Raw genomic sequence first — 26636 nt, forward strand, 5'->3', positions numbered from 1 at the left:
TCTAGTACCGTCTAAGTTTTTTCATCAGTTAAATTTGGATGAACCGACCGTTTAAAAGGCTTAACCGCCGTTTTCTATCTCGATTAAAAACATGGAGATCAATGTGCGCTAGAGTGTAGCATTTAATCTTCGATGTAACTGAAATCTACTTTTTATCTACACTGTATTTTCCTGGCCCAATAAGCAGTAGACTTACAAATACAATGGCCATTTCTATCGGCTGAGACGCAGCCATAAAACCGCTCCCCAAGCCTAGCTTCATCGTCGAAGCAATTATCATGGTCATTAATATCAGCAAACATGCCGGACGGAAAAATAATCCTACAATGATTAAAAATCCACCAAAAGTTTCTGCGAAAGCAGCCATAAAACCCCAAAATGTAGGAATAAAATGAATGCCTACCACATGCATTGTTCCACCTATTTTTTCCCAGTTTGCCGGGCCGCCGGCCATTTTTGGGAAACCGTGGCTAATAAACATAATGCCCAACCCAACCCGCAGCAGTAGTAATCCTGTATTGCGGTATTTTCCTAAATGCTCTAAAATAGCCATCTATATGTATTTAAATTTTACAATGTTTGATTCAATCTCTAATGATACAGTCTCGCCGAGCACCATAGCCATATTATTGTCTATATGCCCTGTTGGAAAGTTGAAACAAACAGGATAGTCATATTTTTTGACTACATCCCACAATAATTCCTCGGCGCTCTGTCCAAATGGAATTTTTTCCGGAGAAATTTCATTAAAGGCACCAACAATCAGGGCTTTTAAGTTTTTAAGTTTTCCAGCTCTGTCCATCATACGTATCATTCTGTCAATGGCGTATTCGTGTTCCCCAACCTCCTCTAAAAATAGCACTCTGTTATTAAAATCCATCTCAGAGACCGAACCTTGAAGTGCACACAATAGGCTAAGATTTCCGCCAATCAACACGCCCTCAGCGAGTCCTTTTTTATTTTTGAAACTACTTTTGTACTCAAAACTAAGTTTATCTCCAAACAATATTTGCCTAATTGATGCGAGAGATGCTCTTGTGGCTTTTTGAAAGGTATATGGCATTTGGGCATGCAGGCACTTGGTGTTTAGTACCGAAATGCTGTGAGAGAGCAATACCGTAATATCGCTAAAGCCAATAAGCCATTTTGGATGTATGTTGAAGGCTTCAAAATTAAGTTCATCAATGATGCGAAGCGTTCCGTAACCACCCCTAGCCGCAATAATGGCGCCGACATCGCTTGCGTCCAAAAATCTCTGTAAGTCTGAAGCTCTTAGCGCATCGTTGCCCGCAAATTGGTAGTGACTTGCACCAACTGATACACCGAGGATCACTTCAAGGCCCCAACTTTCTAATTCTGCAATGGCAAAATGGATGTCTTCCGGAAGTTTTTTCGCAGGACAAACAATGGCAATCTTATCTCCTTCTTTTAAATAATCGGGCTGTCTTATCATCATCAAAACTCTTATCTTTGCCAAATTAATAAAAACGTTTTGGATAATAGCAAAGTAAAGAGATATACCGTTACAGCAGCACTTCCCTACACCAATGGGCCGGTACACATTGGACATTTAGCTGGAGTTTACATTCCTGCCGATATTTATGTTCGGTATTTACGGAGCAATAAAAGAGATGTAAAGTTTGTGTGCGGAAGCGATGAGAATGGTGTTCCCATTACCTTAAAAGCTAAAAGAGAAGGTATTACGCCCCAAGAAGTAGTGGATAAATACCATAAAATAATAGGCGATTCGTTTAAAGAATTTGGTATTTCATTTAACATTTACCATCGGACATCGTCTATAACACATCACCAAACAGCGGCTGGATTCTTTACCACCCTATATGATAAAGGTGTTTTTACAGAAGTAGAAACAGAACAGTATTACGATGAGCAGGCGAAGACTTTTTTAGCCGATAGATATATTGTAGGCACTTGTCCTACCTGCGGTTTTGAAAATGCCTACGGCGATCAATGCGAAAACTGTGGGTCCACTTTAAATCCAACAGACCTGATCAGCCCAAGGTCTACACTTTCTGGCGATAAGCCAGTGTTAAAAGAAACGACCAATTGGTTTCTCCCTTTAGAAAAATATGAAGATCGGTTGCGCACCTACATAGAAAGCCACAAAGAATGGCGACCAAACGTGTATGGACAATGCCAAAGTTGGTTAAACGCAGGGCTACAGGCTAGAGCGATGACTCGAGATTTGGATTGGGGAATTAGGGTGCCGATAAAAGGTGCGGATGGAAAAGTTCTATACGTTTGGTTCGACGCACCTATTGGTTATATTTCTGCCACTAAGGAGCTTTGTAATTATGGCAAATTAGGCGTTTGGAACCCGAGAGCAGAAGAGTATTACATCAACAATCCTGAGGGAGATGCATGCCAATGGGAGGATTATTGGAAAGATGAGGGTACAAAACTGGTACACTTTATCGGGAAAGACAACATTGTTTTCCATTGCATTATTTTTCCTGCAATGTTAATGGCCCATGGGGGTTATATTTTGGCAGATAATGTTCCGGCAAATGAATTTTTAAACTTAGAAGGACAAAAAATATCGACGTCGAAGAATTGGGCTGTTTGGTTGAACGAGTATCTGCGCGAATTTGAGGGTAAACAAGATGTTCTCCGGTATGTGTTGACGGCAACTGCGCCAGAAACCAAAGACAATGATTTTACTTGGAAAGATTTCCAGGCCAGAAATAACAATGAGTTGGTGGCCATTTTTGGTAATTTTGTAAACCGCGTAATGGTACTTACCCACAAATATTTTAATGGTAAAGTCCCAACCTGTATGGGAATTGAGCCTGTAGACCAAGCAGTTATCGATGATCTAGCCACTTATCCTGCTAAAATTGCAAGCTCAATAGAACAATATCGTTTCAGAGAAGCTTTGATGGAAGTGATGAATGTTGCGCGTTTAGGGAACAAATATCTGGCCGAAACCGAACCTTGGAAGTTAATTAAAACGGATGACGATCGGGTGAGAACCATCTTGAACATTTCCTGTCAGATTTGTGCGAACTTACAGATTTTAATAGAACCTTTTTTGCCTTTTACAGCGGTAAAACTCATGAAAATGCTTCAAGATGCGGGTCATGATTGGGAAGATGCGGGCGGCGTGAGCATCATAAAAAGGGGGCATGTTCTGGGTCAACCTGAGCTGCTTTTTGAGAAAATTGAAGATGATGAAATTGAATTTCAGATCACCAAGCTAAACAATAGCAAACTGGCCAATGCGGCTGAAAATACAGCGGTTATTCCCGCAAAGGAAGACATACAGTTTGAAGATTTTTCTAAAATGGACATCCGCATTGCAACGATTATTGCTGCTGAGAAAGTTGAGAAAACGAAAAAGCTGTTGAAACTTACATTAAACACCGCTATAGATGAACGAATAGTGGTTTCTGGGATCGCAGAACATTATAAACCAGCCGACATTGTCGGAAAACAAGTTTGCATTGTCGTTAATTTAGCTCCAAGAGAAATCAAAGGAATTATTTCGCAGGGGATGATTTTAATGGCAGAGGATGCGACTGGGAAATTGGTTTTCATCTCTCCAAGTGAACAGTTTGCCGCGGGTAGTGTAATAAGATAAAATGCAACCAATCTTCTCTACGTGTTTGGTAGTTTTTTAAATTTATGGTCATAAATCGCTGATTTGAAAAATCAAACGCAGCCAATTTAAATTGATGCTTCGTTTATGATTCGTCTTTGGTGTTTTTTACCAATCCGATGCCCGAAACGAAAAATATTAAACCTATTATTCCTGCAACTATTAAACCGCGACTATCGTTGCTATGCTGCATAAAGCCATAGCCGGCATAGATTAAACCTGCAATTCCAAGTATAGTTAACACCGTGCCGAAAATTCTTTTTACGTTCATAATTTATTTTAATTAAATGCACTGGCAATATTAATGCCGTTTTTGTTTTTTGAACAGTGAATTTTAAATTAATAATGATTTATATCGAGGTTCGTTGGGTTTTGTAGAAGTTAAAGATGATGTTTAAGATTTTTGGAAGGCAAGTTTAGATAAATTACATTTTCATTTTTCGAAGCTTAAACCGTCTGAGTTTTGCCATCTATTTTTTTTTTAGTTGGGCAGCCATCCAAAACCCTGTTGGTTGCAAAAAGTCTTTTATCTGTGCTCCCTTTTCCAACGCGCTATTCTAACTTATTTTTACCAAACTCCGAGTCTATCTTTGGATGCAATGTACATTTTAGCAGTACTAGGGATGTTAAATGCTTGATAAAAGGCATCCATGTTATAAACAGGGCCATTAACCCTAAACATTGATGGGCTATGTGGATCTGTTTTTAATCGTACACGCTGTGCTTCATCTCTAGTTTTTACTCTCCAAACTTGGGCAAAACTTAAGAAGAAACGCTGATCGGGGCTCAAGCCATTAATCTTGTCATCGCCTTTCCCTTCATCCGTTAGCTTAAATGCATCATAAGCAATTTGCAGCCCACCAATATCTGCAAGATTTTCACCTAACGTAAGTTTTCCGTTTACATGTTGATTGTCTAGCATAGAAAACTTACTGTAGAAGGTAGCAACCTTATTTGCTTTAATATTAAACTTATCTGCGTCGGCTTTGGTCCACCAATCTTTAAGATTTCCAGATAAGTCATATTGCCTGCCTTGGTCATCGAAACCGTGCGTCATTTCATGACCGATTACCATCCCGATGGCGCCATAGTTTATCGCATCGTCTGCATTGAAGTCGAAAAATGGGAATTGTAAAATTCCTGCAGGAAATACAATTTCGTTAAAAGAAGGATTGTAGTAAGCGTTTACAGTTGGCGGCGTCATTTCCCACTGTGTCTTATCTACTGGTTTTCCTAACTTCTGTATCATTTCATTGAATGCATGTCTTTTAGCCGCCTGAATGTTTTTATAGTACCGATTTGGAGAAGTCGAGACATCATCAAAATTCTTCCACTTATTTGGGAAGCCAATTTTCTTAATAAATGCATTCAATTTTTCAATGGCTTTATCTTTGGTTTCAGGAGTCATCCAATCTAACTTTCTAATTCTGTCTTCGTAAACCTGCTGCAAATTATCAACCAGAGCAATCATTCTTTTCTTGGCCTCTGGTTTAAAATATTGTTCGGTATATAATTGACCTAACAGATCTCCTAAATTTGCATCGGTACTGCTAACAATAGCTTTCCATCGCTCAGTTGGTTCTTTTTGACCGTTTAATGTTTTGCCGAAAAACTCAAAACGTGCATCTCTAAATGCTTTTGGGAGCGCAGATGCTGCATCATTTAGCGCATCGAACTTTAGTTTAAGCTTCCAGTTTGCAATTGGTTCTGTTTTGATAAGCGCGCTTAATGTTTTGTAATAATTTGGTTGTCTCACTAGAATACTATCGGCTTTTATGCCCAGCTGAGTAAAAAGAGAAACCCAATTGATGTTCGGCGTTTGTTTTTGAAAATCAGCCACCAAGAACTTATGGTAATTTTTTTCTGGATCTCTAAGTTCTACCGGTGTGGAGTGAGATTTGGCGATCTTTGTTTCTAGCGCTAAAATTTTAGCTGCATCAGTCTTTGCAGCAATAGAATCTCCTGAAAGGGCAAAAATTTTCTGCACATACGCAACATAAGCCGCTCGAATTGTCTTTGCCTTCTGATCCTGATCCAAATAATAGCTTCTGTCTGGCAAGGTCAGTCCACCCTGTGAGAAAGTGGCAATACTTTGTGTACTCATTTTATCATCAGGATCTACCGAAAAGCCGAGTAAATCCCCAGATCTTCTGCTGCTACAATTTGCAATCAGACTCAGCAGTTGGGTAACATCGCTTACAGAATCTATTTTGTTCAAAAATGGAGTGACTGGTGAAATACCCAGTTGCTCAATGTTCACTGTATCAATACCACTATGGTAAAAATCGCCTACTTTTTGTTCGATGCTGCCTTCTGGAGAACGGCTGCCATAGGCGGTTATCAAAATTTTATTTAGGTTTTTGAAATTATCTTCCTGTAAAATATAGAACGAGCCCCAGCCAGTTTGCGTGCTAGGTATTTCAGTATTTTTTAGCCAACTACCATTTGCATACAGGAAAAAATTATCGCCGGGAGCTACAGTGGTGTCCATCCCAGTTTTATCGAAAAATACCGTTCGTAAGGTCACATTGCTAGCCTGAGGCTCGTCGGTCTTTTTATTATGACAGGAAACGATCAGTATCGTCGATGCAAGTAGAATGTTCTGAATAATTTTCATGGTATGTTTTAATCAAAAGCTAAGTTACAAAAGGTGAGATAAATTTGTGGGTTTTTTTATACCTTCAACAAAAAAAATAGACATGGAATATATTGGTTACGTAGTTTTAGTAATGGTGCTCATCATTTTATTGAGTTCTTTTGTAACGGTTAAGCAAGGAACAATAGCTGTTGTAACCGTTTTTGGAAAATACCGGCGGATGCTGAAGCCTGGTTTAAGCTTTAAAATCCCACTTATCGAGCAGATTTACTCTCGAATTTCGATACAGAACAGATCTGTAGAACTTTCCTTTCAAGCGGTTACTCAAGATCAAGCAAATGTATATTTTAAGGCGATGTTGTTGTATTCTGTGATTAACCAAGAGGAAGAAACAATAAAAAATGTAGCGTTTAAATTTGTGGATGCAAGCAATTTGATGCAAGCTTTAATTAGAACAATTGAAGGATCTATCAGGGCCTATGTGGCCACTCAAAAACAAGCGAATGTTTTGGCGCAACGAAATGAAATTGTATTGCATGTTAAGGAACAGATAGATCAAGTGTTAGATGGATGGGGATATCATTTACAGGATTTGCAACTTAACGACATCACCTTTGACGAAGAGATTATGCGTTCGATGAGTCGTGTAGTGGCTTCTAACAATTTAAAGGCGGCTGCAGAAAACGAAGGTCAGGCGTTATTGATTACGAAAACTAAGGGTGCGGAGGCTGACGGAAATGCAATAAAAATTGCTGCGACTGCAGAACGAGAAGCTGCACAGCTACGCGGGCAAGGAATCGCTTTGTTTAGACAAGAAGTTGCTAGAGGTATGAGCAGCGCTGCGCACGAAATGCAACAAGCTAATCTTGATACTTCTGTAATTCTTTTTACCATGTGGACGGAAGCAATCAAGCAATTTGCAGAATACGGGGAGGGAAATGTTATTTTTCTTGATGGCAGCACTGACGGAATGAATAAAACTATAAAAGAATTAATGGCCATGCAACTTACCCAAGGACAAATGGCAGAAAAATAACCTGTGCGATGCTAAGAATTTTTTTATAGCGCATAAAAATTAAAAAACGCCATGGCATTTACCATGGCGTTTTTTATTGTCGAGACGAAATAGAGCGTTTTACTTCTGGCCAAGGTTTAATACATAGTTACCAGATTGTTGCATCAAATCTCCCATAACATGCAAACTTTCATCCTCTATAAAATCAAAGCTATCGGCTTTTCCCGGCTTTGTATCTTTGTTAAGCTTAGGCAAACCTCTTGCGGCACGTAAATCATTTGCCCGCTCAAAAGACTTTACCTCTTGCGCATCTCGCTCGCCCTTAAGCTTTTGTTCGTTAAGAGTGACAGAGGTTTCATTTTCCCTTTTTTTCAATTCTACCATATCCTCCTTCAAGTATTTGAAACTTAAAGAATTTTCGATCCTTTGTTCGCTATTTTTCACCAAATTCGGTTTTATCATAGCTAAATTGGCTACGGGCTTAAAGTTAGAGCTAGGGATAGTGTCCCATGGCAGTGCAGATGGTTCTGTATCCTCCCCAATTTTATCCATAGGATAAACGGAAGGGAGAATCACATCTGGCGTAACGCCTTTATGTTGCGTACTGCTCCCGGCAACTCTATAAAATTTGGCTAGTGTTAAATTAATTTGACCCAGTTGCACATCTTTAGATGCTACGCCGGCTGGCGAAGTGCCAATGGTTTTATCTTTATTAATTAATGAAGCAAGTTTTTGAAGGATGCTCGGATTAACCAATTTATTTAAATCTATTGAAGACTGAACCGTTCCCTTGCCGTAAGTTTGTGAACCCATAATAACGCCTCTACCATAATCTTGAATGGCGCCAGCAAAAATTTCAGAAGCGGACGCGCTCAATCTATCCACAATAACGCCAAAGGGCCCGCTCCAAGATACACCTGGAGTATCGTCAGAATCGACTTCGATTTTCCCTCTCGCATCTTTTACCTGTACCACCGGACCTTGATCTATGAATAAACCAGTTAGAGAAATTGCTTCTACCAAAGAACCTCCGCCATTTCCACGTAAATCCATTACAATGGCATCTACCTTATCCTGATTTTTAAGGGTATCAATTAACAATTTAACATCTCTTGTGGTACTTTTGTAATTCTTATCACCGGCATTTAATGCCTTGAAATCTGCATAAAAAGCTGGCAAAGAAATCACTCCAATTTTATATTGTTTTCCATCGGTGGTAACTGTTTTCACCGTTTTTTTAGCAGACTGATCTTCTAATATAATTTTATCTCTTGTAAGCTCTACAATGGTAGGTTTAGAAGACATTTCTTTGCCGACAGGAATAACCTTTAAACGCACTTTGGTTCCTTTTGGACCTTTTATTTTGGTTACTGTATTGTCCAATCTCCACCCAACAATGTCTACAAACTCGCCGTTTCCTTGTGCTACTGCAATAATTCTATCCCCTGCACTTAATTGTTTGCTTTTAAATGCCGGTCCTCCCGGGATAACATCAGAAATTTTAACAACTTCATTCTCTAATTGTAACCTTGCACCGATTCCCTCAAAAGATCTAGACATTTCTTCATTAAACGCAACCGTATTAGATGGGTTAAAATAATTGGTGTGTGGATCGATGGCTTCCGTAAGGGCGTCCATTAAAATTTGGAAAACATCTTGATTGTTTGTTTTTAATGCTTGCGATTTTAAGTTCTCATATTTTTTTGTCAGGGTTTCTACATTTTTTGTTTCGGCAGTTCCTGCTAAATTTAGATTGATCAGTTCATACTTAACCCGTTTCTTCCATACATCATCTAGTGCTTGCGAAGAAACTGCCCATGGCATTTTTTCTCTGTCGTAAATAAACCTGTCGTCTTCGTTAAAATTATATTTATCCTTAATTTGAGCAGTTGAATAATTAAAATACTCATTTAAACGCTTTAAATACACGTTAAAAATATAAAATGGCGCACTCAAATCTCCGTTTTTAAAATCATCGTCTAATGTATATCTGTACTTCTCAAAGCCCTTGATATCAGACGCTAAAAAATAATTTCTCCCTTGATCTAGGGATTTGATGTACCTATCCAAAATGATGGACGATATAGAATCGTTGATTTGAATTTTTTTATAGTTGTAATTCTCTATCAAACCAACAACCTCTTTCATTACAAGCGCCTGCTGCTCATCTGGCATTATGTTTTTTACGCCATCTACCATAGTTTGTGGCTTTGGAGCGGCATTACATGCAAAAACTGCAGCGGTAAACAATACGAAGAATATTTTCTTTAACATTTGTTTAAATGATTTAAAATCCATTGTTTAATTTGAATAGCCAATATGATACCATTTTATTGAAAAACCAAAAAAGAGACAGCAATATTACCATCGCTGTGGTGAACGTCCTCTAACTAAAGATTTTAGTGGTTATCCGTATCGCATTGAACATTATAAGGGAAAATATGTTTGAATAGTGGCATAAAATAATTTAGCAAACTTAGTCTTTCAGTGCAAGTTTTCCTGCAATTGTTCTCCTTGCAGCACTAATTTCATCGCCAAATTGACGAGCGTTTTTTGCTTTTGCCAATGACTCGGCAGATTTTAGATCACGCAGTGCAAGGGAGAAATCCTTCTTCTTGATTTTAACCTGTACAACACCCAACAGGGACACTATAAATGAGTTTTGATTGCCGAGTTGTTTTGCCAAAATGCCTTGTTGTGTGTAAAACCACATAGATTGCGTGTATTTATTTTGTGCCAGTAATGTATTGCCGAGGAGGTTATAGGTGTTCATTAAACCAGGGGTACTGTGCAACTTAGAATAATTTTTAACGGCTACATTAAGTAGAATGTCTTCCGCTTCTTTAAAATTCCCGAGCTTAAAGTGCATGTCACTCATCTTAATGACTGCTTGGCCATACTTATTGTAGTTTTTAACTACGCTATATTCAAAGGCAGCTTTGCCAAAAAGGGGTAAAGCATGATTAAAGTCGCCTTTCTGTTCGAAACCTGTTGCTTCATCGTAGAGTGTATTGCCATCCGACAGATCATATTTGGAAATGGCGATGTTTATGGCAGTGCCACCGATATTCTGATCCTGAGAATCAAGCTTTTCGATACTTTGGGCAACTGCAGAAAAGGAAATCAACATCGCAATAAAAGCAGCGGCAATTTTCATCATGCAACAAAAATAATACTTTTGGCGAGCTTTTTTAGTTAAATACTTGTAAACTTCTATCAAAAGAAGCCCACACCATATAGGGGTGAGAATCGTAATGAAAGACATCGCCATTTGCCGAAATGCCAATAACGCCTGCGAAACCTTCCAATGACTTTAATTCTGCAAAAGATTTTCCGCAAGCTTCTTCTAAAGTTGCACCATCAGTAACTCTAATTACAATTTTTGCCGCTAATGCAGCGCTAACAATATCTTCTCCAACACCGGTGCAAGAGATACCCGCATATTGGTTTGCGTAATTACCTGCTACCGTTGCAGAATCGCTCACTCGGCAAGGAATTTCGAAACCTTTTCCTCCCGTAGAGGTTCCTGCTGCCAAATTTCCGTCAACATCGAGTGCAACGCAACCGACTGTACCCTTTCGCTCAAATTGATTCGACTTTTCTTGGTATTCAGCTTGGCGTATCGGGGTGATTGGATTAAAATAAGAATGTCCGTTCTCACGGGCGTAATTTTGTGCACCTTGTCCACTCAAAACCTTATCTTCTTCCTCCAACAACAGCTTGGCAACTTGTACAGGATTTTTTATGTCTTCTACATTTATTACACCGCTAAACTTTTCAGTTTTGCCATCCATTAGTGAAGCGCTTAAGCGAACTTTGCCATCGCTCTGAATTTGGGAACCTATGCCTGCATTAAACAATTCATTGTCTTCTAATAAAGAAACCGTATAAACAACTGTTTCTATTGCAGAATGGGTTTTTAGGAACTGATGGCCCGAGGTAACAATTTCTGCCAAAGCATCTTGTTTGGCTTTTTTGGTGGATTGATTGGTGGAAGATTCGCTAAAAAACCCTCCATGAATAATAAGTTTCATTTTTTAAAATAACTAAATGCCTAATCTACATGAATAACTTTCGGATGATGGATAACTAAACTATGATCCGAAAGGTCGTAAAAATCTCCTTCGCCCATTACATGAACAACCATGTTTTTAATCGAAACCGGTTGACCCATTTCTACATCGGTCAAATTTGTATCGGTCATTTGGTGGCCATCAACTAGTATTACCATCCCAGAACCAATCGCTTCCATTCTATGTCCTTCTATAATGCATAATCCGGTGTCTTCGCCGAGTCCGATGCCTAAATTACCTGGGTTGCTCGCTACCGCATACAATAATCTTCCAATTCTTCCACGCTGCACAAAGTGGGTATCTACAATAACATCATCTATAAAACCTAAGCCACCGGTTATTTTCACTTCTCCTTTTAGCAGGGCTTCTTTGCTGCTGCCCTGATAAATCATGTTTTTAGAGCTTGCCGCAGCACCGGCAGAAGTCCCTGCGATGACAACAGGTTCAGTTCTATACTTATCGAGCAATATTTGATGTATTTTCGTTCCCCCAAAAATAGAGGAAAGGCGCAGTTGATCTCCGCCGGTAAAAATAATCACTTCGGCAGCTTCAATACGGCTGGCATTTTCCTCGCTATTGGCTTCCTCTCTGCTGGCAATGTTTAGTACACCAAGATTATGTACGTCGAGTTGCGCAAAAGCTTTTATGTATTCTTCACCCACTTTTTCGGGCATTAGTGAAGCAGTAGTAATTATTTCAAAACGAGAATCCGTGTCTTTAATGGATTCGGTCGCAATTCGTTTCAAGATACCCCGCTCAAAAAAATTCATGTTTTCAGGCAAACCAAACTGTGTTTCGGCAAAACTTCCTGTATTAATTGCCCCTCCAATAATGATGAGTTTGCCCTTTATATTCATGTTTTGAGTATTGTGTTTTTATCAAAAAGCTCAAATATATAAGGTTATATCAAAAAAGCACAAGTTTTTTAGCCAAAACTTTAGATTGCTTCAAAACAATGGAGAAATAACGTGTGTTTATACGGAAATTGTGGTTGCGAAGCATTCGTTTTTAGTTTTTATCCAATTTTTTTAGATAGATGCGCTATTTGATAAATATTGTATAATTTACAGTCGAAATTTATGGAGAGAAGCGAGTTTTTTTTCCTCGTAAATTTTATGCAGAAGCTTTGAGAAATGGGATAAATAAAAACGTATGAAAATATCTAAAATACAGGTACTAAGAGGTCCTAATATATGGTCAGTTAATAGAAAAAATTTAATCCAAATGCGTTTGGATTTAGAAGAGCTAGAGCAACGGCCCACCAATTTAATTGATGGTTTTGGCGAGCGTTTAGAGAAGCTGATCCCAAGTATGTTTACACACCGGTGCTCTAAGGGAGTAGAAGGTGGGTTTTTTGCTAGGGTTAAAGAAGGGACGTGGATGGGCCATGTGATAGAGCACATTGCTTTAGAAATACAGACCTTGGCAGGAATGGAGACAGGATTTGGAAGAACTCGAGAAACAAAAACGCCAGGTATTTATAATGTCGTATTTAGTTATGTAGAAGAGAAAGCGGGTGCTTATGCTGCAGAAGCTGCTGTAAAAATTGCGGAGGCGCTTATAGACAGTATCGACTATGATTTGGCTTACGACATACAGCGAATGAAAGAGTTGCGCGAAGCTGAGCGTCTTGGGCCAAGTACGGGATCTATCGTAGAAGAAGCGGTAAGGAGAAATATTCCTTGGATAAGGTTAAATAAAAACTCTCTCGTGCAACTTGGATACGGAAAGAATCAAGTTAGATTCCGTGCCACCATGACCGAAAAAACGAGTAGCATTGCCGTCGATCTAGCTGGCGATAAAGATGAAACAAAGCGACTGCTAACTGAATCTGCCATTCCAGTGGCTGATGGCGTAACATTATCTAATTCTGAGGAGTTAGAAAATGCGGTTCAAAAACTCGGTTTTCCGCTGGTGTTTAAGCCTTTGGATGGAAATCATGGTAAGGGAGCTACCATTAATGTTAAAACAATGGAAGGTGCTTTTGCAGCTTTTGAGTATGCCAAAACATATTCCCGTCGCGTAATTATAGAGAAGTTTATAGCCGGATTTGATTTTAGAGTGTTAGTGATCGATAACAAAATGGTTGCAGCAGCACAAAGAGATCCTGCGCACGTAAACGGCAACGGCATCCATACCATCCAACAACTTATCGATACAGAAAATGAAGACCCAAGAAGGGGTTATGGCCATGAAAATGTACTTACAGAAATTTCTGTAGACAGAGATACATTAGATCTACTGGCAAAGAAAAACTATACACTAGAAACTGTGCCCGAGAAGGGCGAGATCATCTATTTAAAATCTACCGCAAATTTAAGTACGGGAGGCACTTCCATAGATGTAACAGATTCTGTACATCCGCAAAATGTCTTTATTTGTGAGCGTATTTCCAGAGTTATCGGCTTAGATATTTGCGGGATAGACATCATGGCGCAGAACCTTACACAGCCTCTAAAAGAAAATGGAGGTGTTGTTTTAGAGGTAAATGCTGCTCCAGGTTTTAGAATGCACCTTGCCCCGAGTGAGGGCTTGCCAAGAAATGTTGCCGCAAAGGTGATAGACATGTTGTATCCTCCAGGCAAACTGGTTAAAATTCCAATTATTGCGGTAACAGGTACAAATGGAAAAACCACCACAACCAGGTTAATCGCCCACATTGTGCGAAGCAACGGCAAGCGTGTAGGTTATACGACTAGCGATGGGATTTATGTGCACAATACCATGTTAATGCAGGGAGATACCACTGGTCCGGTGAGCGCTTCCTTCATTCTTAAAGACCCAACGGTAGAATTTGCAGTATTGGAAACTGCCCGAGGTGGTATATTGCGCTCGGGCTTAGGTTTTGATAGCTGCGACATAGGCGTGGTGACAAATATTCAGGAAGATCATTTAGGAATATCTGACATCCATACTTTAGACGACCTAAAAAGGGTGAAGGAAGTAGTCATTGGTGCCGTGAGAAGGAAAGGTTGGGCGGTTTTAAATGCTGATAACGGCTATTGCGTAAAAATAGGTCGCGAAGCGAGGTGTAATGTCGCTTACTTTAGTATGGATGAAAATAATCCAATTATAAAGGAACATTGTAAAAAAGGCGGTGTAGCCGCTATCTATGAAAACGGATTTATAACCGTTAAAACCGGAGATTGGAAACTTAGGGTAGACCGCGCTACACACGTTCCTTTGACCTTTGGTGGAGCTGTTAATTTTATGATACAAAATGTATTGGCCGCAACTTTATCTGCCTATTTGTGGGGTTATAAGCCCGAAGATATCAAACTAGCTTTGGAAACCTTTATTCCTTCTGCCGCACATACTCCCGGTAGGATGAATGTTTTTAGGTTTAAGGATTTTAACATCTTAGTCGATTTTGCCCACAACCCTGATGGCTTTTTGGGTGTCAAATCATATTTGCAAAGCGTAGAAGCGACAAAACACATTGGCATTATTTCTGGTACCGGCGATAGACGCGATGAAGACATTAGGGAAACAGCAAGAATCTCTGCACAAATGTTCGATAGGATTTACATCTGTCAGGAAAAATATATGCGTGGCAGGGAGCAACAAGAACTGATTGATTTATTAACGGAGGGTATAAAGGAAGTAAATCCTGACAAAGAAATCATCATTATTAATAATAGCAAACAGTGTTTAGAACAGGCTACAGACCACGCTGAAAAGGGCGCTTACATTACAATTTTGAGTAATACAATAGATAATGTCATTCAAAAAGTGACAGAATATTTAGATGTAGAGTTAGAAAGTTAAAAAGTTATTTCACCAAAAAGCCCCGTTTAGCTTATCCAAACGGGGCTTTTTATTTATAAATTACTTTATTTCTCAGCGTCTCTGAGCGCTTTTATTTTATTGTGAGAGCTGTCTAATCCGGTTTTCTGCTCGAAAATGAGGTCTCTAATATTCGCAGGAATTTCTTCTTCTAAAGCCATCTTATAAGCATGTTGCGCAGCGTCTTCTCCTGTTTCGCAATTGTTCAAAACAGACTGGCGATCATGTCCGGTAAACATGGCTTTTACATCCATCCAACCTCTATAAATTTTACCAGAAGCAGTAGTACCAGTTTCAATGTCTACGCCCAATGCGGCAACTTCCGTAGCTAAAGCCATCTTATATTTCTGAGATTCAGAAATCATTGTTAAAAAAAGCGATTTCAAGTCTTCATCACCCTCTTTTAGTTCTTGTCGGCCAGTTTCGTAACCCTTAATTCTATCATTATTGATTTTTACCAAATCATTTAAAACTTCAGCTGTTTTCATCTTTTAATTTTCTCCTACAACACCGCGTTTATTAAAAGGTTTGTTTTGCTATTTGTATCGGAGTGAATAAATATGCGCTTACTTTACAGAAATATTAGTTAGGTTCTTTAGTGGAAGATAACCTAAATGCATTTGATCTCTTGCAGCGCCGTTATTAGCGGTTATCTTAAGTTTAAATTTCGACTTTATCTCTTTCGAAAGGACATCATTTATTTCAAAGATATCGTCTATGTCCACACCGTGTTTGTCATCTATGTGAGATACGGCTCCGCTGAAACCCACATTTTTATAAAAATTTGTTTCTTTCGCCTGTTTAATGGCGTCTGCTTTTGTCGGTGCTGCCAATAACATTTTAAAGTGCGCCTCATCGAAAACGTTTTTTATGTAGCCGCCAAGATTGATAAAAAAAAGCTGCGTTTCGTTTATAACTTCTTCAGTAGCGGCAACTACTTTTACATCATAACCGTCAACCGTTGTTACTTGTTGCCAAGCATCTATGTGGATTTTTCCGTTTGCTTCTGGCCAAAAAGCGTGCATAGAGGACACCAATTGAATTAAGCTTTCTGCGATACCGAAAAAAACGTCGTGCTGCTCAGTAAGCCTACCTTTTGGTGTACAGCCCAGCATCATCATATACAATTTCGGTTCATTCATACATTCTTAGTTGTTTATGCCGTCTAATCGATTAAATAAAAAATGGAAATTTATTTATAGGTGATCGGATCAAGTTCTCGAATAATTGGTGCTTTGAAATTAAATATAGTCAAATCTGTAGTTGTCGGACAGAAAAAGCTTAAGAGATGGTATTGACGCTAATATTAAAACTTATTTGGCGGATTTCACCTCCAACCAGAACTGTTATTTTCGCTTGCCAAGTGCATAATCTATTCCACCTAACAGGTTTTTTAAAAAAACTGGGTCGCTGTAAGTTTCATCGGTATGGCCCATTGCAGTGTAAAACATTCTTCCTCCCTCAAAATTTTGATACCAGCTGAAAGGGTGAATAGCACCATTTTTTCCTCCTTCGTAACTTTTTTCATCAATGGTAATCAGCACGTGAATTCCTGGTTTTATCTCCTTAAAATTATAGAGTTCATCTTTATGCATCCAAACAGAATCGGTAAAAAATTTTGTAGAGGGATGGTTTTTATCTTTAATAACAAACCTAGCTTCTTGGATTTGTGGATGACTTAAAAAACGCGCACCAATCATTTCGCCATACCAAGGCCAGCCATATTCGGTATCGGTAGCAGCATGTATGCCTACAAACCCGTGTCCGTTTTTAAAGTAATCTTCAAAAGCTTTTTGTTGTGCGTCGTTCAAAACATCACCCGTGGTGCTCAAGAAAATAACTGCAGCATATTTTTTTAAGTTTTCGGCGGTAAATACATCGGCGTTTTCTGTGGTATCGACAGCAAAATTGTTTTCAGTACCCAATTTCATCAAGGCTAACTTTCCTTTGGGAATAGATGCGTGGCGAAATGCAGTTGTTTTAGAAAACACAAGTACACGGACGTTTTTCTGTGTGTTAGTTCTTGTTGTGCTACAGCTTTGGAACAGAAAAGTAAGTGCAACCAAGCATAATACTTTTGCGGCATAATTTAAGGTTAGAGACATGTCAATGGTTTTTTCTGACCAATCTACGAAAACTCTTTAATTATTTCCGCACATCTAATTTCAATTTGTTCTGTAACGGGTGCGAATAATTTATCATCAAAGTAAGGGTCGGTTACATCGCCTGTGTTCAGAAACAGTTTTATTTTTTCAGTTTCATTTTTAGACGTGGCTAAGCGTAAAAGATCTTTGAAGTTATTTTTATCCATTGCAAAAATCAGATCGAACGCTGCGAACATGCTGGAGTTAAAGTGCTGCGCGCGCTGTTGGCTGATGTCATACCCCTTTTTTTTAGCTGCCGCAATACTTCTATGATCAGGCGCTTGCCCCAAATGCCAGTCGCCCGTGCCAGCAGAAGAAATCTGCCAATTTAATTTTTTATCAACAGCAAGTTGTTTTAAAATACCTTCTGCCAAAGGTGAGCGGCAGATGTTGCCGAGACAGACCATTAGGATTTTCATTTTAGCAGCAAGTAATGTCTAAGGTAAAATTTATGGCAAGTCAAATTGGCTAGTGATTTTTTTATACTTATTTATAAACGCTTTTAACTGTAAATATCATTCAAAATCTTCGCAAGGCGGACACCTGCTTTTAGCAACTGTTGATTTAAAGGAGCAATAAAATCGAAATTATAACGATAGCTGAGTTTTGCATTGTCGGGAGTTTTCGCATAAATCTGATTGCATAACAGGTACGATTCGTATACATCTTGTTTTAAACTCGTATGTTGCCAATTGTAAAGTTCAATTGGAGACAAGTGGTTAATTGCATCTGCGTATTCGGTGTAGCTTAATTGTTGAAAATCTACCAGATCTGAATCCCAAATGCGATGGAGATTTGATTTTTGCCCAAACCAGGTCACGTAAACGTTATTTCCGCCTTTATCGTCTTTGCGTGCGGTATGCATTGGCTGATGTAAATCTCCTACAAGGTGAACCAACATCCGCATGGCCAATTGTTTTTGGCTAACGGTGCTCGTTTTATCTTTTAATACCTTAATCATTTCTGGTATTTTATTGTAAACGTTTGGCATCTTCTCAGTTTCTAAGTAATTAAAAACCTGGCTCTGATCTAAACCTGCGGCCAGATTGACGTAGTGCCAGCTGCCTAAATAATTAAAGTTAGAATCAGATTTTATAAAATCTGCCCAGTTCGCAGCTATGGCTAGGCTTTCGTATCCTAAAACACCTTTAACTCCTTTTTTGGCTTTGTTGCTAAGGTAAGATTCTGCAATTTGGCCAACAATTCGATGGCCCAAAACACCCCAAGCAGCAGCTTTAAATGGAAGATAGCTGCATAGGACAAATACAAAAATATAGGATATTTTTTTCATACTTCTTTAAAGTGATTTTTGAACACAAGTAATTTTTTGCTTCAAATTTAGTGTAATCTCCCGTTGGTCTGTGGTGCTTACCAAAATTATTACATTGGAATCTGCTTTCTTAATAAAAAAAGATCTTTCGTACCGACCAATTCTATAACAGCCAGATATTTTTTGCTTGAAATCGGCATGCGTAAAAGTTCCTCCCAAAGACAATGTGTCATTTTTCACCGCATATACACCCTTCACAAACTCCTTCCAAACGCCTTTGTTAAAGCAAGAATCTTCATAAAAATTTACCTTGCTATAAGTGGTTAAATCAAGATAAAAAGAGTCACAAGTAAATTTAAAACCATGCTTAGTAAAAGTTTTCAGCCGACTGCTAAATGCAACGGAGTCTTCATTCCATTTTCCCTGCATAGAAAGTTCGCCTTTACCCTGAATATTCGGTCGTCGAACGCAGCTTGCCAATAAGCCAATGCAAACACTTAGAAGTATTGCCCCAAAAATCCCGCGTTTGCATATAACGAATTGTTTAGAAATTGTAGTTGTTATCTGTTGTTGCAACACTAGGTTAATAGTTAGTTGGTGGGAATTGAGAAAAATATTGTTTAGCCTGATTGGTAGCCTTTAACACGAACATTAAGAAACCAATTGCAAAGATAACATAGAAAATAGCGCTAAAAAATCCTGCAAAGGCATAAATGGATGGTAAATTTTCCATTGGCAAAGATCCGGTATTTGAAAAAACAGGAAGTATTCTATAAAAGATCGACATTAAAGCACTAAAGCCCGAACCCAGAGTTAGTAAAATAGCATCAATACCTTTAAACTTAAGTAAAAGATAGACACAGGTTCCAAAAACTAAAAATTGTGATACAATAACGGCGAAAGCCAAAAGTACGTCTGCGATAGAATTGCCCATTTCGATTGATTTATCGTTCAATTTATTAAAATTATTCGGCGTTCAATTTTATATTGTCAAACAAAAATAGAGCAACGCTATTAATTTTTATAAAGGGGGTTTATTATGCCATAATGACTATTTATTTTAAACTTCCAACCATCTCTTCTGGTTTTACCCACTCATCAAATTCTGCAGTGGTAAGTAGCCCAAGTTCTACGGCAGCTTCTTTTAACGTTTTGTTTTCCTTATGCGCTTTCTTTGCTATTTTAGCAGCATTCTCATAACCAACATGCGGGTTTAATGCCGTAACAAGCATGAGGGAATTCTGTAAATGTTTGGCAATTTCTGGCTCATTTGCTAAAATACCGATTGCACAGTTATCGTTGAAAGACACACAAGCATCGCCAATTAAACGCGCCGATTGCAATACGTTTGCGGCGATAACAGGCTTAAAAACATTAAGTTCAAAGTGGCCTGTTGCGCCACCAATCGATACGGCAACGTCATTTCCAATGACCTGCGCGCAGACCATAGTCATTGCTTCTGGTTGCGTAGGATTTACCTTGCCAGGCATAATGGAAGAGCCTGGTTCGTTATCTGGAATAATAATTTCGCCAATTCCACAACGAGGCCCAGAACTTAGCATACGGATGTCGTTCGCAATTTTCATGAGGGAAACAGCAGTGCGTTTTAAAGCGCCAGAAAGTTCTACCATCGCATCATGCGCCGCCAACGCCTCAAATTTATTCGGGGCAGTAACAAAAGGCATCCCAGTCAATGCTGCTATTTTTTGTGCCACTAAAACGTCATAACCCTTAGGCGTATTTAGTCCTGTTCCTACCGCTGTACCACCCAAAGCTAGTTCTGCAACCATTTCAAGCGCATTCTTTATGGCCCGGATAGAATTGTTAATTTGTTGTACATAACCAGAAAACTCTTGACCAAGCGTTAAAGGGGTGGCATCCATAAAATGAGTACGGCCAGTCTTTACGATTGAAGAAAACTCTTCTACTTTTTTTCCTAGAGTATCTCTAAGTTTTTCTAACCCTGGTATGGTATTCTCAACGGTTAATTTATAAGAAGCGATGTGCATTGCCGTTGGAAAGGTATCATTGCTCGATTGAGATTTATTTACATCATCGTTTGGATGAAGTATTTTTTTATCGTCAGAAAGTTGTCCGCCGTTTAAAACATGTGCACGATTTGCTATCACTTCATTGCCATTCATATTGCTCTGCGTTCCAGAGCCTGTTTGCCAAATTACTAACGGAAACTGCTCGTCTAACTGGCCAGCTATTATTTCGTCACAAGCCTTGCCAATAAGAGTGGCTTTTTCGTTAGAAAGCACACCAAGTGCTGCGTTAGCTTGCGCGGCAGCTTTTTTTAAATAGCCAAAAGCATGCACAATTTCTTTCGGCATAGATCCTTCTGGTCCTATTTTGAAATTCTTTCTAGAGCGTTCGGTTTGGGCGCCCCAATATTTATCTGCGGGCACCTGTACTTCGCCCATGGTATCGTGTTCTATTCTAAAGCTCATGTTGTAATTTCTTAACAATGGTAACTGTTGCAAATCTAGCTTTTTTACCTCCGTTAAATGTAACGTCATCGTTATTTATGGGTGATTTAGAAAACTATTTTGGCTGCATGCTTAACAGTGTTTCGTATAAATTGATGTGCGCTTCTGCAACTATATTTTCTGAAAAATTGGTTAATACGGTAAGTCGAGATTGTTTTTCAAGTTCTGCTCGTTTTGGGTGATGATACAACCAAGCGATGCCTGCTGCCAAATCTTCTGCATTTTCATACTCTGCCAGATAGCCATTTTGTAAATGATGAACCATATCCGGTATTCCACCAGTTCTAAATGCAATAACTGGCGTAGCGCAGGCAAGACTTTCCATTACCGTATTTGGGAGATTGTCTTCTAGCGAAGGTGTTATAAAAGCATCTGCTGCAGAATAGCATTTTGCCAAGTGATCATCTTTAGTTATTGTTCCTAAAAATAAAGTTTTAAAAGGAAATTTTGGCATTTCGGCGTTTTCTTTGTTTCCAAAGATGACCAGCTCAATTTCATCACAGTTTACGTCTGCTTTATGCGACAGAATTTCTAGCGCCTCTAAAAGGTAGGGTGTTCCTTTGTGTTTGTCGTTTTTAGAAGGCATAAAACCGCTCAACAGGACAAACTTTTCTGGTTTGATTTTAAATATTTTCCTCGCCTCTTTTTTTACGTAGGGTTTAAAAATATCGGTTTTAAGGGTATTTGGTATTACTGTTACGGCGCGGGTTCCAAGCAAACTACTAAACTTTATAGAGCTAGCCATCCAACGACTAGGCGCAATAATGTGGAAATTCATTTTTCCGTAAGCGTTTTCCTTTCTTAGCCATGTTTTATGAGACGCGTCGTCTTTTCCACTCAGTTTTAATATTGGGCAATTTCCACATTGACGATGGAATTTTTCACAACCATAACGCACATGGCAGCCGCCCGTAAATGCGTTGCTATCGTGAAAAGTCCATACAATTGGCTTCTCAAGCTCATCAAGCGCTGCGAGAAATTTTGGCGTTAAAAAGCCGTGGTTTACCCAGTGAAGGTGGATGACATCTGCATTTTTAACTTCTTTATGGTTTTTGATAGAACGACCAAACCACTGCAAGCTGAAAGGGGTTTTTAGAGATTTGCTTAACCATTTAGATAAATATCGCTCAGAGAAAATATTAAAGATTGCCCAAGCTTTTTGAATAAGTGTTTTACTAAAGGTGTCGATTGATGCATCTTGGCTAAACTTATAAAAGACCATTACCTTAGAATCTATTCCATTTGCTTTCAAGGCGTTGCTAAGTCGTACGCAGGCCCTGCCTGCTCCGCCATTTGCATCATATGTGTTGAGGTGTAGGACTTTCAAATCAGACAAAAATACAGTTAAATGTACTAGGCTGTAAATTAATAATTATTGCCATAAACAATGATAACGAAATCAAAGTGATTTTATTGGAATGACAGTTTGAGGAAATGGAAATCCGTCAAATGCCGCAAATGTCTGCTTAAAAATCAAAAGCACGCAATTGTCAAAATTTCCGTTTCTTTGTTTTTCGAAGCAGAACAAGATGGCAAACTTATTAACCGATAGACAATTTTGGGTAAATTATTGGGAAAGTAAGAGAGGATTGGCAATCAAGCTTCCTTATAATTATCTTTTTCATCGGCAGTTGGCCCAGGTTATTAAAGAGAATAAAATAGAGTCTGCTATTGAACTTGGAGGATTTCCTGGCTATTATGCCGTTTTTTTAAAGAAATATTTCCAGTTAGAGGTAACGCTGCTCGATTATTTTGTACATCCGCCGGTTATTAATCAATTGTTGGAGAAAAATGGACTTTCAGCAAAAGACATCAAAATTATAGAAACGGACTTATTCAATTATCAAACAGATAAAAAATATGGCTTGGTATTAAGCTGTGGGCTGATAGAACATTTTAACGATACGGCTGACATTATAAACCGTCATATTGCTTTTTTAAAGCCCGGAGGTATGCTGTTTATCACGCTACCAAATTTTAAAGCAGTTAATGGTTGGTTTCAAAAAAAGTTTGATAAAGAAAATTACGACAAGCACAATATAGATAGCATGAATTTGGAGCTTCTAAAATCCATTTGTGAGGAAGCTGGATTGAAAGATGTTGAAGCAAGCTATTTTGGGAAATTTAGTGTTTGGCTAGAAAATGAAAAAGAAAAACCTATAAGTGTTCGCATGCTTAAAAAGTTGGTTTGGATTACAGGAAAAGTATTTACTAGAATTATTCCAACAGAACGCAAAAGTTTGTCCCCTTATATTGTTTTAACGGCGAGGAAGTAAGGAGGTTTTGAAGGTGGAGGGTTGAAGGTTAAATAGTGTCATCCTGAGCCTGTCGAAGGACTTTCGAGTTGTCTTAAATAGATTTTAAAGGTCCTCGACACGCTCAGACTGACATGAATTTTTTTCTCATAAATAAACTAACCTGCCTTCTTATAAACTCCAAACTCACTTAGCGTTATGCAAACTGGCGAGTTTGTGATATTCAATCTTACTTTAGATGTGGTTACAGGTTGCTCTAATTTAATCAATCTTTTTGCGCCGATACTTGTGCCATCGTAAATTTTCTTCCACGCATTGTTTTCCCATACCTCAATCGTAAAAGCTTCAATCCGCTGACCTAAAGAAATATATTCTTGTAAGCTAATAATGTCAAAAGTTTTTGGTGATTTTAAATCAAGAGTCAAGCCGCCTTGATGGATTTTATCTGCGGTTGCCCAATAGGTTTCTTTATTGTTGTCGAGCACTCGTTTTGCGCTAAAGTTATTTCCTCTAACATTACTTGCTGTAATGGTTGCATTTTTGGCAAGATTACCTGCAAAAGTATTTTTTACCATATCGCCAAAAGTTTTTAAGGAAGCTACATCGTCTGCATGTAAAAGGCCACGTGTATCTGGCGCTAAACCTAAATCTAAGCCGGCTCCCCGCCCCACACTTTTTAGGTATAAATCAAAAAGTTGTTCAGGTGTTTTTGGTTTTTCCGTAGGATGAAAAAACCAGCCTTGCCTTAACGGAACATCACATTCTGCTGGCATCCAAAATTTGCCATTTCTAATGCCTTCGGGGCTTTGCGGATAATTAGCCTGTCCCGGAACGGCTACATTTTTACCTTCAGGAGGCATGGGTGTAAAAGTTTCCCAACTGGTTGCTGCCGCGTTGCCTTGTTCATTTCCTACCCAACGGATGTCTGGTCCAACATCGCTAAAAATATTGGCCATAGGCTGCATTTTTCGGGTTATTGCCCAGGTATTTTTCCAATCGTAATAAGTAGTGTTGTCAATCGATCTACTTTCTTTGGCTCCGCCATAATAGCCATCGCCACCGTTTGCACCATCGTGCCAGCTCATAAATAATTGGCCATAATTGCCATATAATTCTTTTAGCTGCGCTTGATAAATGGCCAAATATTCTGAAGTGCCATACTTTGGATTATTTCTATCCCACGGGGAACAATAAACGCCAAACTTTAAGCCATTTTTACGGGCTGCTTGCTCAATTTCTTTCACCATATCTCCTTTTCCTTTTCTAAAAGGACTTTTACTGATGTTATAGTTTGTTGTCTTAGTTGGCCAAAGCGCAAAACCGTCATGGTGTTTAGCCACAAGTATAATCCCTTTCAAACCCCCGGCCTTTGCCGCTTCTACTATTTGGTCGGCGCTGAAATTTGTAGGATTAAATAACTTTGGATCTGCATCGCCAAAACCCCACTCTTTGTTTTCGAAAGTGGTAGGTGTAAAATGTATCAGGCCATAAATCTCTAAATTGTGCCAAGCCAGCTGTCTGTTAGATGGTGTTGCACCATAAGGTTTTGGTGGAGTTTGCGCCCAAATGTTAAGAGAAATAAACAACAAAAAGAGGAGGCAAGATTTCATGAGATTTAGGTTAGGGAAACTAAAATACAAAAAGTTATCAAGTTACTTAGAAAAATAGCGCGCGATTCGTTCTCTAACGAAGCGTTTTACACGAGAGACAAGATTTCCTTTTCGCTTTGCTAGAAAATTTTTGATAATTTGATACGCTTTTTTATCTTCTGCAATTACTGATGGAAATTGTGTAACAGGCCTTGGATTGATGATGACATTATAAATTTCGTTTATGCCAGAATGAACCCCGGAACCGTCGTGCCCAATATTCTGTACTAAAGATTTGGAAGGATTTAAAGTTAATCCGCCTTTTAAAAAAACAGACGCATACCACCTAATGGCCCAACTGTTGTTCTTGCCAGATTTAAATTCCAACATTTGTTTCCAAAAATTCATGCTTCCATCAATCGAGAAAGCATTTCTCTTTTCTTTATCAAATTGGCCTATCAGCGTATCTATATTAGGTTCGAAATTTACCCAGGCTCGTTTCCAGGTTGCCCATCCCCAACTAGTGGCCGCTCGATAGAAAAAAGTTTCAGGTAGACTGTGCGCTAACAGGCTTCCACTAGGCGCAGTACTGTCTGGTAGATGATACATGTATGCGCCGATATGCATCACTTTTTCGTCGGTTCTGTAGCGATAAAGCGCATCATTAAAGTAAGCTAAGGTATGCGGAGAGGTGACCAAATCATCCTCAAAAACAATCACCTGACCATAGTCGTTTACCAATTGGTTTACACCAGAAATGATCGCATTCGCCAAACCCATATTATGGTCGCGGAGGATGATTTTTATCGATTTAAATCCCTCAACTGCTGAAATGATACTTCTCACTTCAGCAACTTTTTCTTCTTCTTTTTTAGACTTTGCACCGTCGGCAAAAATGAACAATCTGCTATTTTCAGCTAAAGTATTTTGTTTTAAAAATTTGAGCGTACGCAACGTATGCTGCGGACGGTTATAAACGAATAAGGCAATTGGTGCTAGATTCTGCATTTGAAATAAGCAACGAAAAATTTAGAAAATATGAAGGTTACTGTCTGATGTTTTCGTTAAAACGGTATATGCGTTTGCAAATTGCTCTTGCTTATTTTTCCCCAAAAATTGACCAAGTGTTTTTTGAAGAAAATACTCAGTCTCTATTTTTAGGCTTTTAACAAGAGATTTTGGCTGGTTTTTATTAACAAATTCGTTAAACTTAACCGTTTCAGGCCTGGTCATGGATATTTTATCTGTTAAAATTTCAAACCCCTCGCTCTTAAGCAAAAACCTTAAAGAAGTGGGCGTATACATGTTAATGTGGCCGTAATTTAAAAAGTGTTTCATTCTATTGTCTACCCCAAACCTGTAGTCTTTTGGAACCTCTACCACTATATATTTAGCCACGCGCTTTAATTCTCTCAACAACAAACGTTCATGTTCTACATGTTCTAATACATGCGCCAAAATAATCAGGTCGAAACTATTGTCTTCGAAAGGAAGTTTGTATCCATCGAATGTTTGCGCAGTTTTTAAATGTTGGAGCTTACGACTTAACATTAAATCTACGCCGCGCTGGGCAATTTCTACAGCATGTAGTTCTGGTGCAAAACGCCATTCATCTAGGTAATGTAATATGCTGCCATCGCCTGCACCAACCTCCAACACTGTCCTCGGACTTATCGCTTTGCAAACTTCTACAATGTTTTGTGCTTTATACTTCGCACCCAGCATTCTCCAAGTGGTATCGGTATTTGTGTAAAAGTTGTTGTAGGCAACTTTAATGTTTTCAGTTAAGTCCATCAA

24 protein-coding genes are annotated in these 26636 nt (G+C 38.8%); 4 read left to right on the forward strand and 20 right to left on the reverse strand.

The genetic code is table 11. The annotated features are described in order from the left end of the window. Positions 1-145: 145 nt before the first annotated feature. Positions 146-553 carry a DoxX family protein gene (locus ACVWYG_RS15680; protein WP_457271372.1) on the reverse strand — a complete coding sequence of 136 codons (408 nt, stop codon included), beginning with the start codon at positions 551-553 and terminating at the stop codon, positions 146-148. Continuing rightward, the gene (locus ACVWYG_RS15685; protein WP_457271374.1) at positions 554-1456 is read right to left on the reverse strand and encodes a S66 peptidase family protein; all 903 of its coding nucleotides are present in this window, start codon (positions 1454-1456) and stop codon (positions 554-556) included. It abuts the gene before it with no gap. Positions 1457-1492: 36 nt separating this feature from the next. On the opposite strand from ACVWYG_RS15685, the gene metG reads away from it, so the two are divergent. After that, on the forward strand, positions 1493-3601 hold the full coding sequence (gene metG / locus ACVWYG_RS15690) for a methionine--tRNA ligase (RefSeq protein WP_457271376.1): 2109 nt from the start codon (positions 1493-1495) through the stop codon (positions 3599-3601). Between the two features lie 103 nt (positions 3602-3704). Here the strand turns inward: metG and ACVWYG_RS15695 are convergent, their stop codons facing one another. Next, entirely contained in the window at positions 3705-3890 is a 186-nt protein-coding gene (locus ACVWYG_RS15695) for a hypothetical protein (protein ID WP_457271378.1), read from the reverse strand. A 297-nt stretch (positions 3891-4187) separates the two neighbouring features. Next, entirely contained in the window at positions 4188-6236 is a 2049-nt protein-coding gene (locus ACVWYG_RS15700; RefSeq protein ID WP_457271380.1) for a M13 family metallopeptidase, read from the reverse strand. 82 nt (positions 6237-6318) lie between these two features. Between ACVWYG_RS15700 and ACVWYG_RS15705 the strand changes: the two genes are divergently transcribed. Beyond that, positions 6319-7251, forward strand: coding sequence for an SPFH domain-containing protein (locus ACVWYG_RS15705; protein ID WP_457271382.1), 933 nt, complete (start codon positions 6319-6321; stop codon positions 7249-7251). A gap of 99 nt (positions 7252-7350) precedes the next feature. On the opposite strand, the gene ACVWYG_RS15710 is transcribed toward ACVWYG_RS15705, so the two are convergent. The 4 genes from ACVWYG_RS15710 to ACVWYG_RS15725 all read right to left on the reverse strand — a co-directional run bounded on the left by ACVWYG_RS15710 (position 7351) and on the right by ACVWYG_RS15725 (position 12160). After that, positions 7351-9504 carry a carboxy terminal-processing peptidase gene (locus ACVWYG_RS15710; protein WP_457271384.1) on the reverse strand — a complete coding sequence of 718 codons (2154 nt, stop codon included), beginning with the start codon at positions 9502-9504 and terminating at the stop codon, positions 7351-7353. A gap of 202 nt (positions 9505-9706) precedes the next feature. After that, a complete protein-coding gene (locus tag ACVWYG_RS15715; RefSeq protein ID WP_457271386.1) occupies positions 9707-10390 on the reverse strand; it encodes a hypothetical protein in 684 nt (227 codons plus the stop codon). A gap of 31 nt (positions 10391-10421) precedes the next feature. Then, complete coding sequence (locus ACVWYG_RS15720; RefSeq protein WP_457271388.1) at positions 10422-11264, reverse strand: isoaspartyl peptidase/L-asparaginase; 843 nt, start codon at positions 11262-11264, stop codon at positions 10422-10424. A 20-nt stretch (positions 11265-11284) separates the two neighbouring features. After that, positions 11285-12160 carry a cyanophycinase gene (locus ACVWYG_RS15725; protein WP_457271390.1) on the reverse strand — a complete coding sequence of 292 codons (876 nt, stop codon included), beginning with the start codon at positions 12158-12160 and terminating at the stop codon, positions 11285-11287. 295 nt (positions 12161-12455) lie between these two features. Here ACVWYG_RS15725 and cphA point away from each other — a divergent pair, with 295 nt between their 5' ends. Further along, positions 12456-15071 (forward strand): cyanophycin synthetase, encoded by a 2616-nt coding sequence (gene cphA, locus ACVWYG_RS15730; RefSeq protein ID WP_457271392.1) that lies wholly within the window; start codon positions 12456-12458, stop codon positions 15069-15071. Positions 15072-15136: 65 nt separating this feature from the next. Here cphA and ACVWYG_RS15735 read toward each other — a convergent pair whose 3' ends face one another. The 9 genes from ACVWYG_RS15735 to ACVWYG_RS15775 all read right to left on the reverse strand — a co-directional run bounded on the left by ACVWYG_RS15735 (position 15137) and on the right by ACVWYG_RS15775 (position 22322). Beyond that, entirely contained in the window at positions 15137-15577 is a 441-nt protein-coding gene (locus ACVWYG_RS15735; RefSeq protein WP_457271394.1) for a PA2169 family four-helix-bundle protein, read from the reverse strand. Between the two features lie 78 nt (positions 15578-15655). Then, entirely contained in the window at positions 15656-16231 is a 576-nt protein-coding gene (locus ACVWYG_RS15740) for a DUF1543 domain-containing protein (RefSeq protein WP_457271396.1), read from the reverse strand. A 204-nt stretch (positions 16232-16435) separates the two neighbouring features. After that, complete coding sequence (locus tag ACVWYG_RS15745) at positions 16436-17194, reverse strand: ThuA domain-containing protein (protein ID WP_457271398.1); 759 nt, start codon at positions 17192-17194, stop codon at positions 16436-16438. A gap of 23 nt (positions 17195-17217) precedes the next feature. Beyond that, positions 17218-17652, reverse strand: a complete 435-nt coding sequence (locus ACVWYG_RS15750; protein WP_457271400.1) for a low molecular weight protein-tyrosine-phosphatase — start codon at positions 17650-17652, stop codon at positions 17218-17220. An 83-nt stretch (positions 17653-17735) separates the two neighbouring features. Then, complete coding sequence (locus tag ACVWYG_RS15755; RefSeq protein WP_457271402.1) at positions 17736-18524, reverse strand: S1/P1 nuclease; 789 nt, start codon at positions 18522-18524, stop codon at positions 17736-17738. A gap of 6 nt (positions 18525-18530) precedes the next feature. Then, positions 18531-19079: a fumarate hydratase gene (locus ACVWYG_RS15760; RefSeq protein ID WP_457271404.1), complete on the reverse strand. Its 549-nt coding sequence runs from the start codon at positions 19077-19079 to the stop codon at positions 18531-18533. Positions 19080-19086: 7 nt separating this feature from the next. Then, positions 19087-19458: a hypothetical protein gene (locus tag ACVWYG_RS15765; RefSeq protein ID WP_457271406.1), complete on the reverse strand. Its 372-nt coding sequence runs from the start codon at positions 19456-19458 to the stop codon at positions 19087-19089. A gap of 100 nt (positions 19459-19558) precedes the next feature. Further along, positions 19559-20956, reverse strand: a complete 1398-nt coding sequence (gene fumC / locus ACVWYG_RS15770) for a class II fumarate hydratase (protein WP_457271487.1) — start codon at positions 20954-20956, stop codon at positions 19559-19561. A 94-nt stretch (positions 20957-21050) separates the two neighbouring features. Beyond that, complete coding sequence (locus tag ACVWYG_RS15775; RefSeq protein WP_457271408.1) at positions 21051-22322, reverse strand: glycosyltransferase; 1272 nt, start codon at positions 22320-22322, stop codon at positions 21051-21053. Positions 22323-22524: 202 nt separating this feature from the next. On the opposite strand from ACVWYG_RS15775, the gene ACVWYG_RS15780 reads away from it, so the two are divergent. Further along, positions 22525-23271 (forward strand): class I SAM-dependent methyltransferase, encoded by a 747-nt coding sequence (locus ACVWYG_RS15780; RefSeq protein ID WP_457271410.1) that lies wholly within the window; start codon positions 22525-22527, stop codon positions 23269-23271. Positions 23272-23408: 137 nt separating this feature from the next. Here ACVWYG_RS15780 and ACVWYG_RS15785 read toward each other — a convergent pair whose 3' ends face one another. Genes ACVWYG_RS15785 through ACVWYG_RS15795 form a run of 3 tightly spaced genes read right to left on the reverse strand, consistent with a single transcriptional unit; the run spans position 23409 to position 26633 of the window. Beyond that, positions 23409-24860, reverse strand: a complete 1452-nt coding sequence (locus ACVWYG_RS15785; protein WP_457271412.1) for an alpha-L-fucosidase — start codon at positions 24858-24860, stop codon at positions 23409-23411. A 42-nt stretch (positions 24861-24902) separates the two neighbouring features. Continuing rightward, the gene (locus tag ACVWYG_RS15790) at positions 24903-25847 is read right to left on the reverse strand and encodes a glycosyltransferase (protein ID WP_457271414.1); all 945 of its coding nucleotides are present in this window, start codon (positions 25845-25847) and stop codon (positions 24903-24905) included. A 21-nt stretch (positions 25848-25868) separates the two neighbouring features. After that, positions 25869-26633 carry a class I SAM-dependent methyltransferase gene (locus ACVWYG_RS15795; RefSeq protein ID WP_457271416.1) on the reverse strand — a complete coding sequence of 255 codons (765 nt, stop codon included), beginning with the start codon at positions 26631-26633 and terminating at the stop codon, positions 25869-25871. Positions 26634-26636: the final 3 nt, after the last annotated feature.

Source organism: Pedobacter sp. UYEF25 (genome assembly GCF_054061655.1).

What these genes read in the sequence shown, in the direction of transcription:
- ACVWYG_RS15740 (WP_457271396.1), bottom strand. Translation starts at nt 16,231, where the DNA reads ATGAATGAACCGAAATTGTATATGATGATGCTGGGCTGTACACCAAAA.
- ACVWYG_RS15780 (WP_457271410.1), top strand. Translation starts at nt 22,525, where the DNA reads ATGGCAAACTTATTAACCGATAGACAATTTTGGGTAAATTATTGGGAA.
- ACVWYG_RS15725 (WP_457271390.1), bottom strand. Translation starts at nt 12,160, where the DNA reads ATGAATATAAAGGGCAAACTCATCATTATTGGAGGGGCAATTAATACA.
- ACVWYG_RS15745 (WP_457271398.1), bottom strand. Translation starts at nt 17,194, where the DNA reads ATGTCTCTAACCTTAAATTATGCCGCAAAAGTATTATGCTTGGTTGCA.
- ACVWYG_RS15755 (WP_457271402.1), bottom strand. Translation starts at nt 18,524, where the DNA reads ATGAAAAAAATATCCTATATTTTTGTATTTGTCCTATGCAGCTATCTT.
- ACVWYG_RS15720 (WP_457271388.1), bottom strand. Translation starts at nt 11,264, where the DNA reads ATGAAACTTATTATTCATGGAGGGTTTTTTAGCGAATCTTCCACCAAT.
- ACVWYG_RS15680 (WP_457271372.1), bottom strand. Translation starts at nt 553, where the DNA reads ATGGCTATTTTAGAGCATTTAGGAAAATACCGCAATACAGGATTACTA.
- ACVWYG_RS15705 (WP_457271382.1), top strand. Translation starts at nt 6,319, where the DNA reads ATGGAATATATTGGTTACGTAGTTTTAGTAATGGTGCTCATCATTTTA.
- ACVWYG_RS15715 (WP_457271386.1), bottom strand. Translation starts at nt 10,390, where the DNA reads ATGATGAAAATTGCCGCTGCTTTTATTGCGATGTTGATTTCCTTTTCT.
- ACVWYG_RS15695 (WP_457271378.1), bottom strand. Translation starts at nt 3,890, where the DNA reads ATGAACGTAAAAAGAATTTTCGGCACGGTGTTAACTATACTTGGAATT.
- ACVWYG_RS15735 (WP_457271394.1), bottom strand. Translation starts at nt 15,577, where the DNA reads ATGAAAACAGCTGAAGTTTTAAATGATTTGGTAAAAATCAATAATGAT.
- ACVWYG_RS15700 (WP_457271380.1), bottom strand. Translation starts at nt 6,236, where the DNA reads ATGAAAATTATTCAGAACATTCTACTTGCATCGACGATACTGATCGTT.
- fumC (WP_457271487.1), bottom strand. Translation starts at nt 20,956, where the DNA reads ATGAGCTTTAGAATAGAACACGATACCATGGGCGAAGTACAGGTGCCC.
- ACVWYG_RS15750 (WP_457271400.1), bottom strand. Translation starts at nt 17,652, where the DNA reads ATGAAAATCCTAATGGTCTGTCTCGGCAACATCTGCCGCTCACCTTTG.
- ACVWYG_RS15685 (WP_457271374.1), bottom strand. Translation starts at nt 1,456, where the DNA reads ATGATGATAAGACAGCCCGATTATTTAAAAGAAGGAGATAAGATTGCC.
- ACVWYG_RS15795 (WP_457271416.1), bottom strand. Translation starts at nt 26,633, where the DNA reads ATGGACTTAACTGAAAACATTAAAGTTGCCTACAACAACTTTTACACA.
- ACVWYG_RS15710 (WP_457271384.1), bottom strand. Translation starts at nt 9,504, where the DNA reads ATGTTAAAGAAAATATTCTTCGTATTGTTTACCGCTGCAGTTTTTGCA.
- ACVWYG_RS15790 (WP_457271414.1), bottom strand. Translation starts at nt 25,847, where the DNA reads ATGCAGAATCTAGCACCAATTGCCTTATTCGTTTATAACCGTCCGCAG.
- ACVWYG_RS15785 (WP_457271412.1), bottom strand. Translation starts at nt 24,860, where the DNA reads ATGAAATCTTGCCTCCTCTTTTTGTTGTTTATTTCTCTTAACATTTGG.
- cphA (WP_457271392.1), top strand. Translation starts at nt 12,456, where the DNA reads ATGAAAATATCTAAAATACAGGTACTAAGAGGTCCTAATATATGGTCA.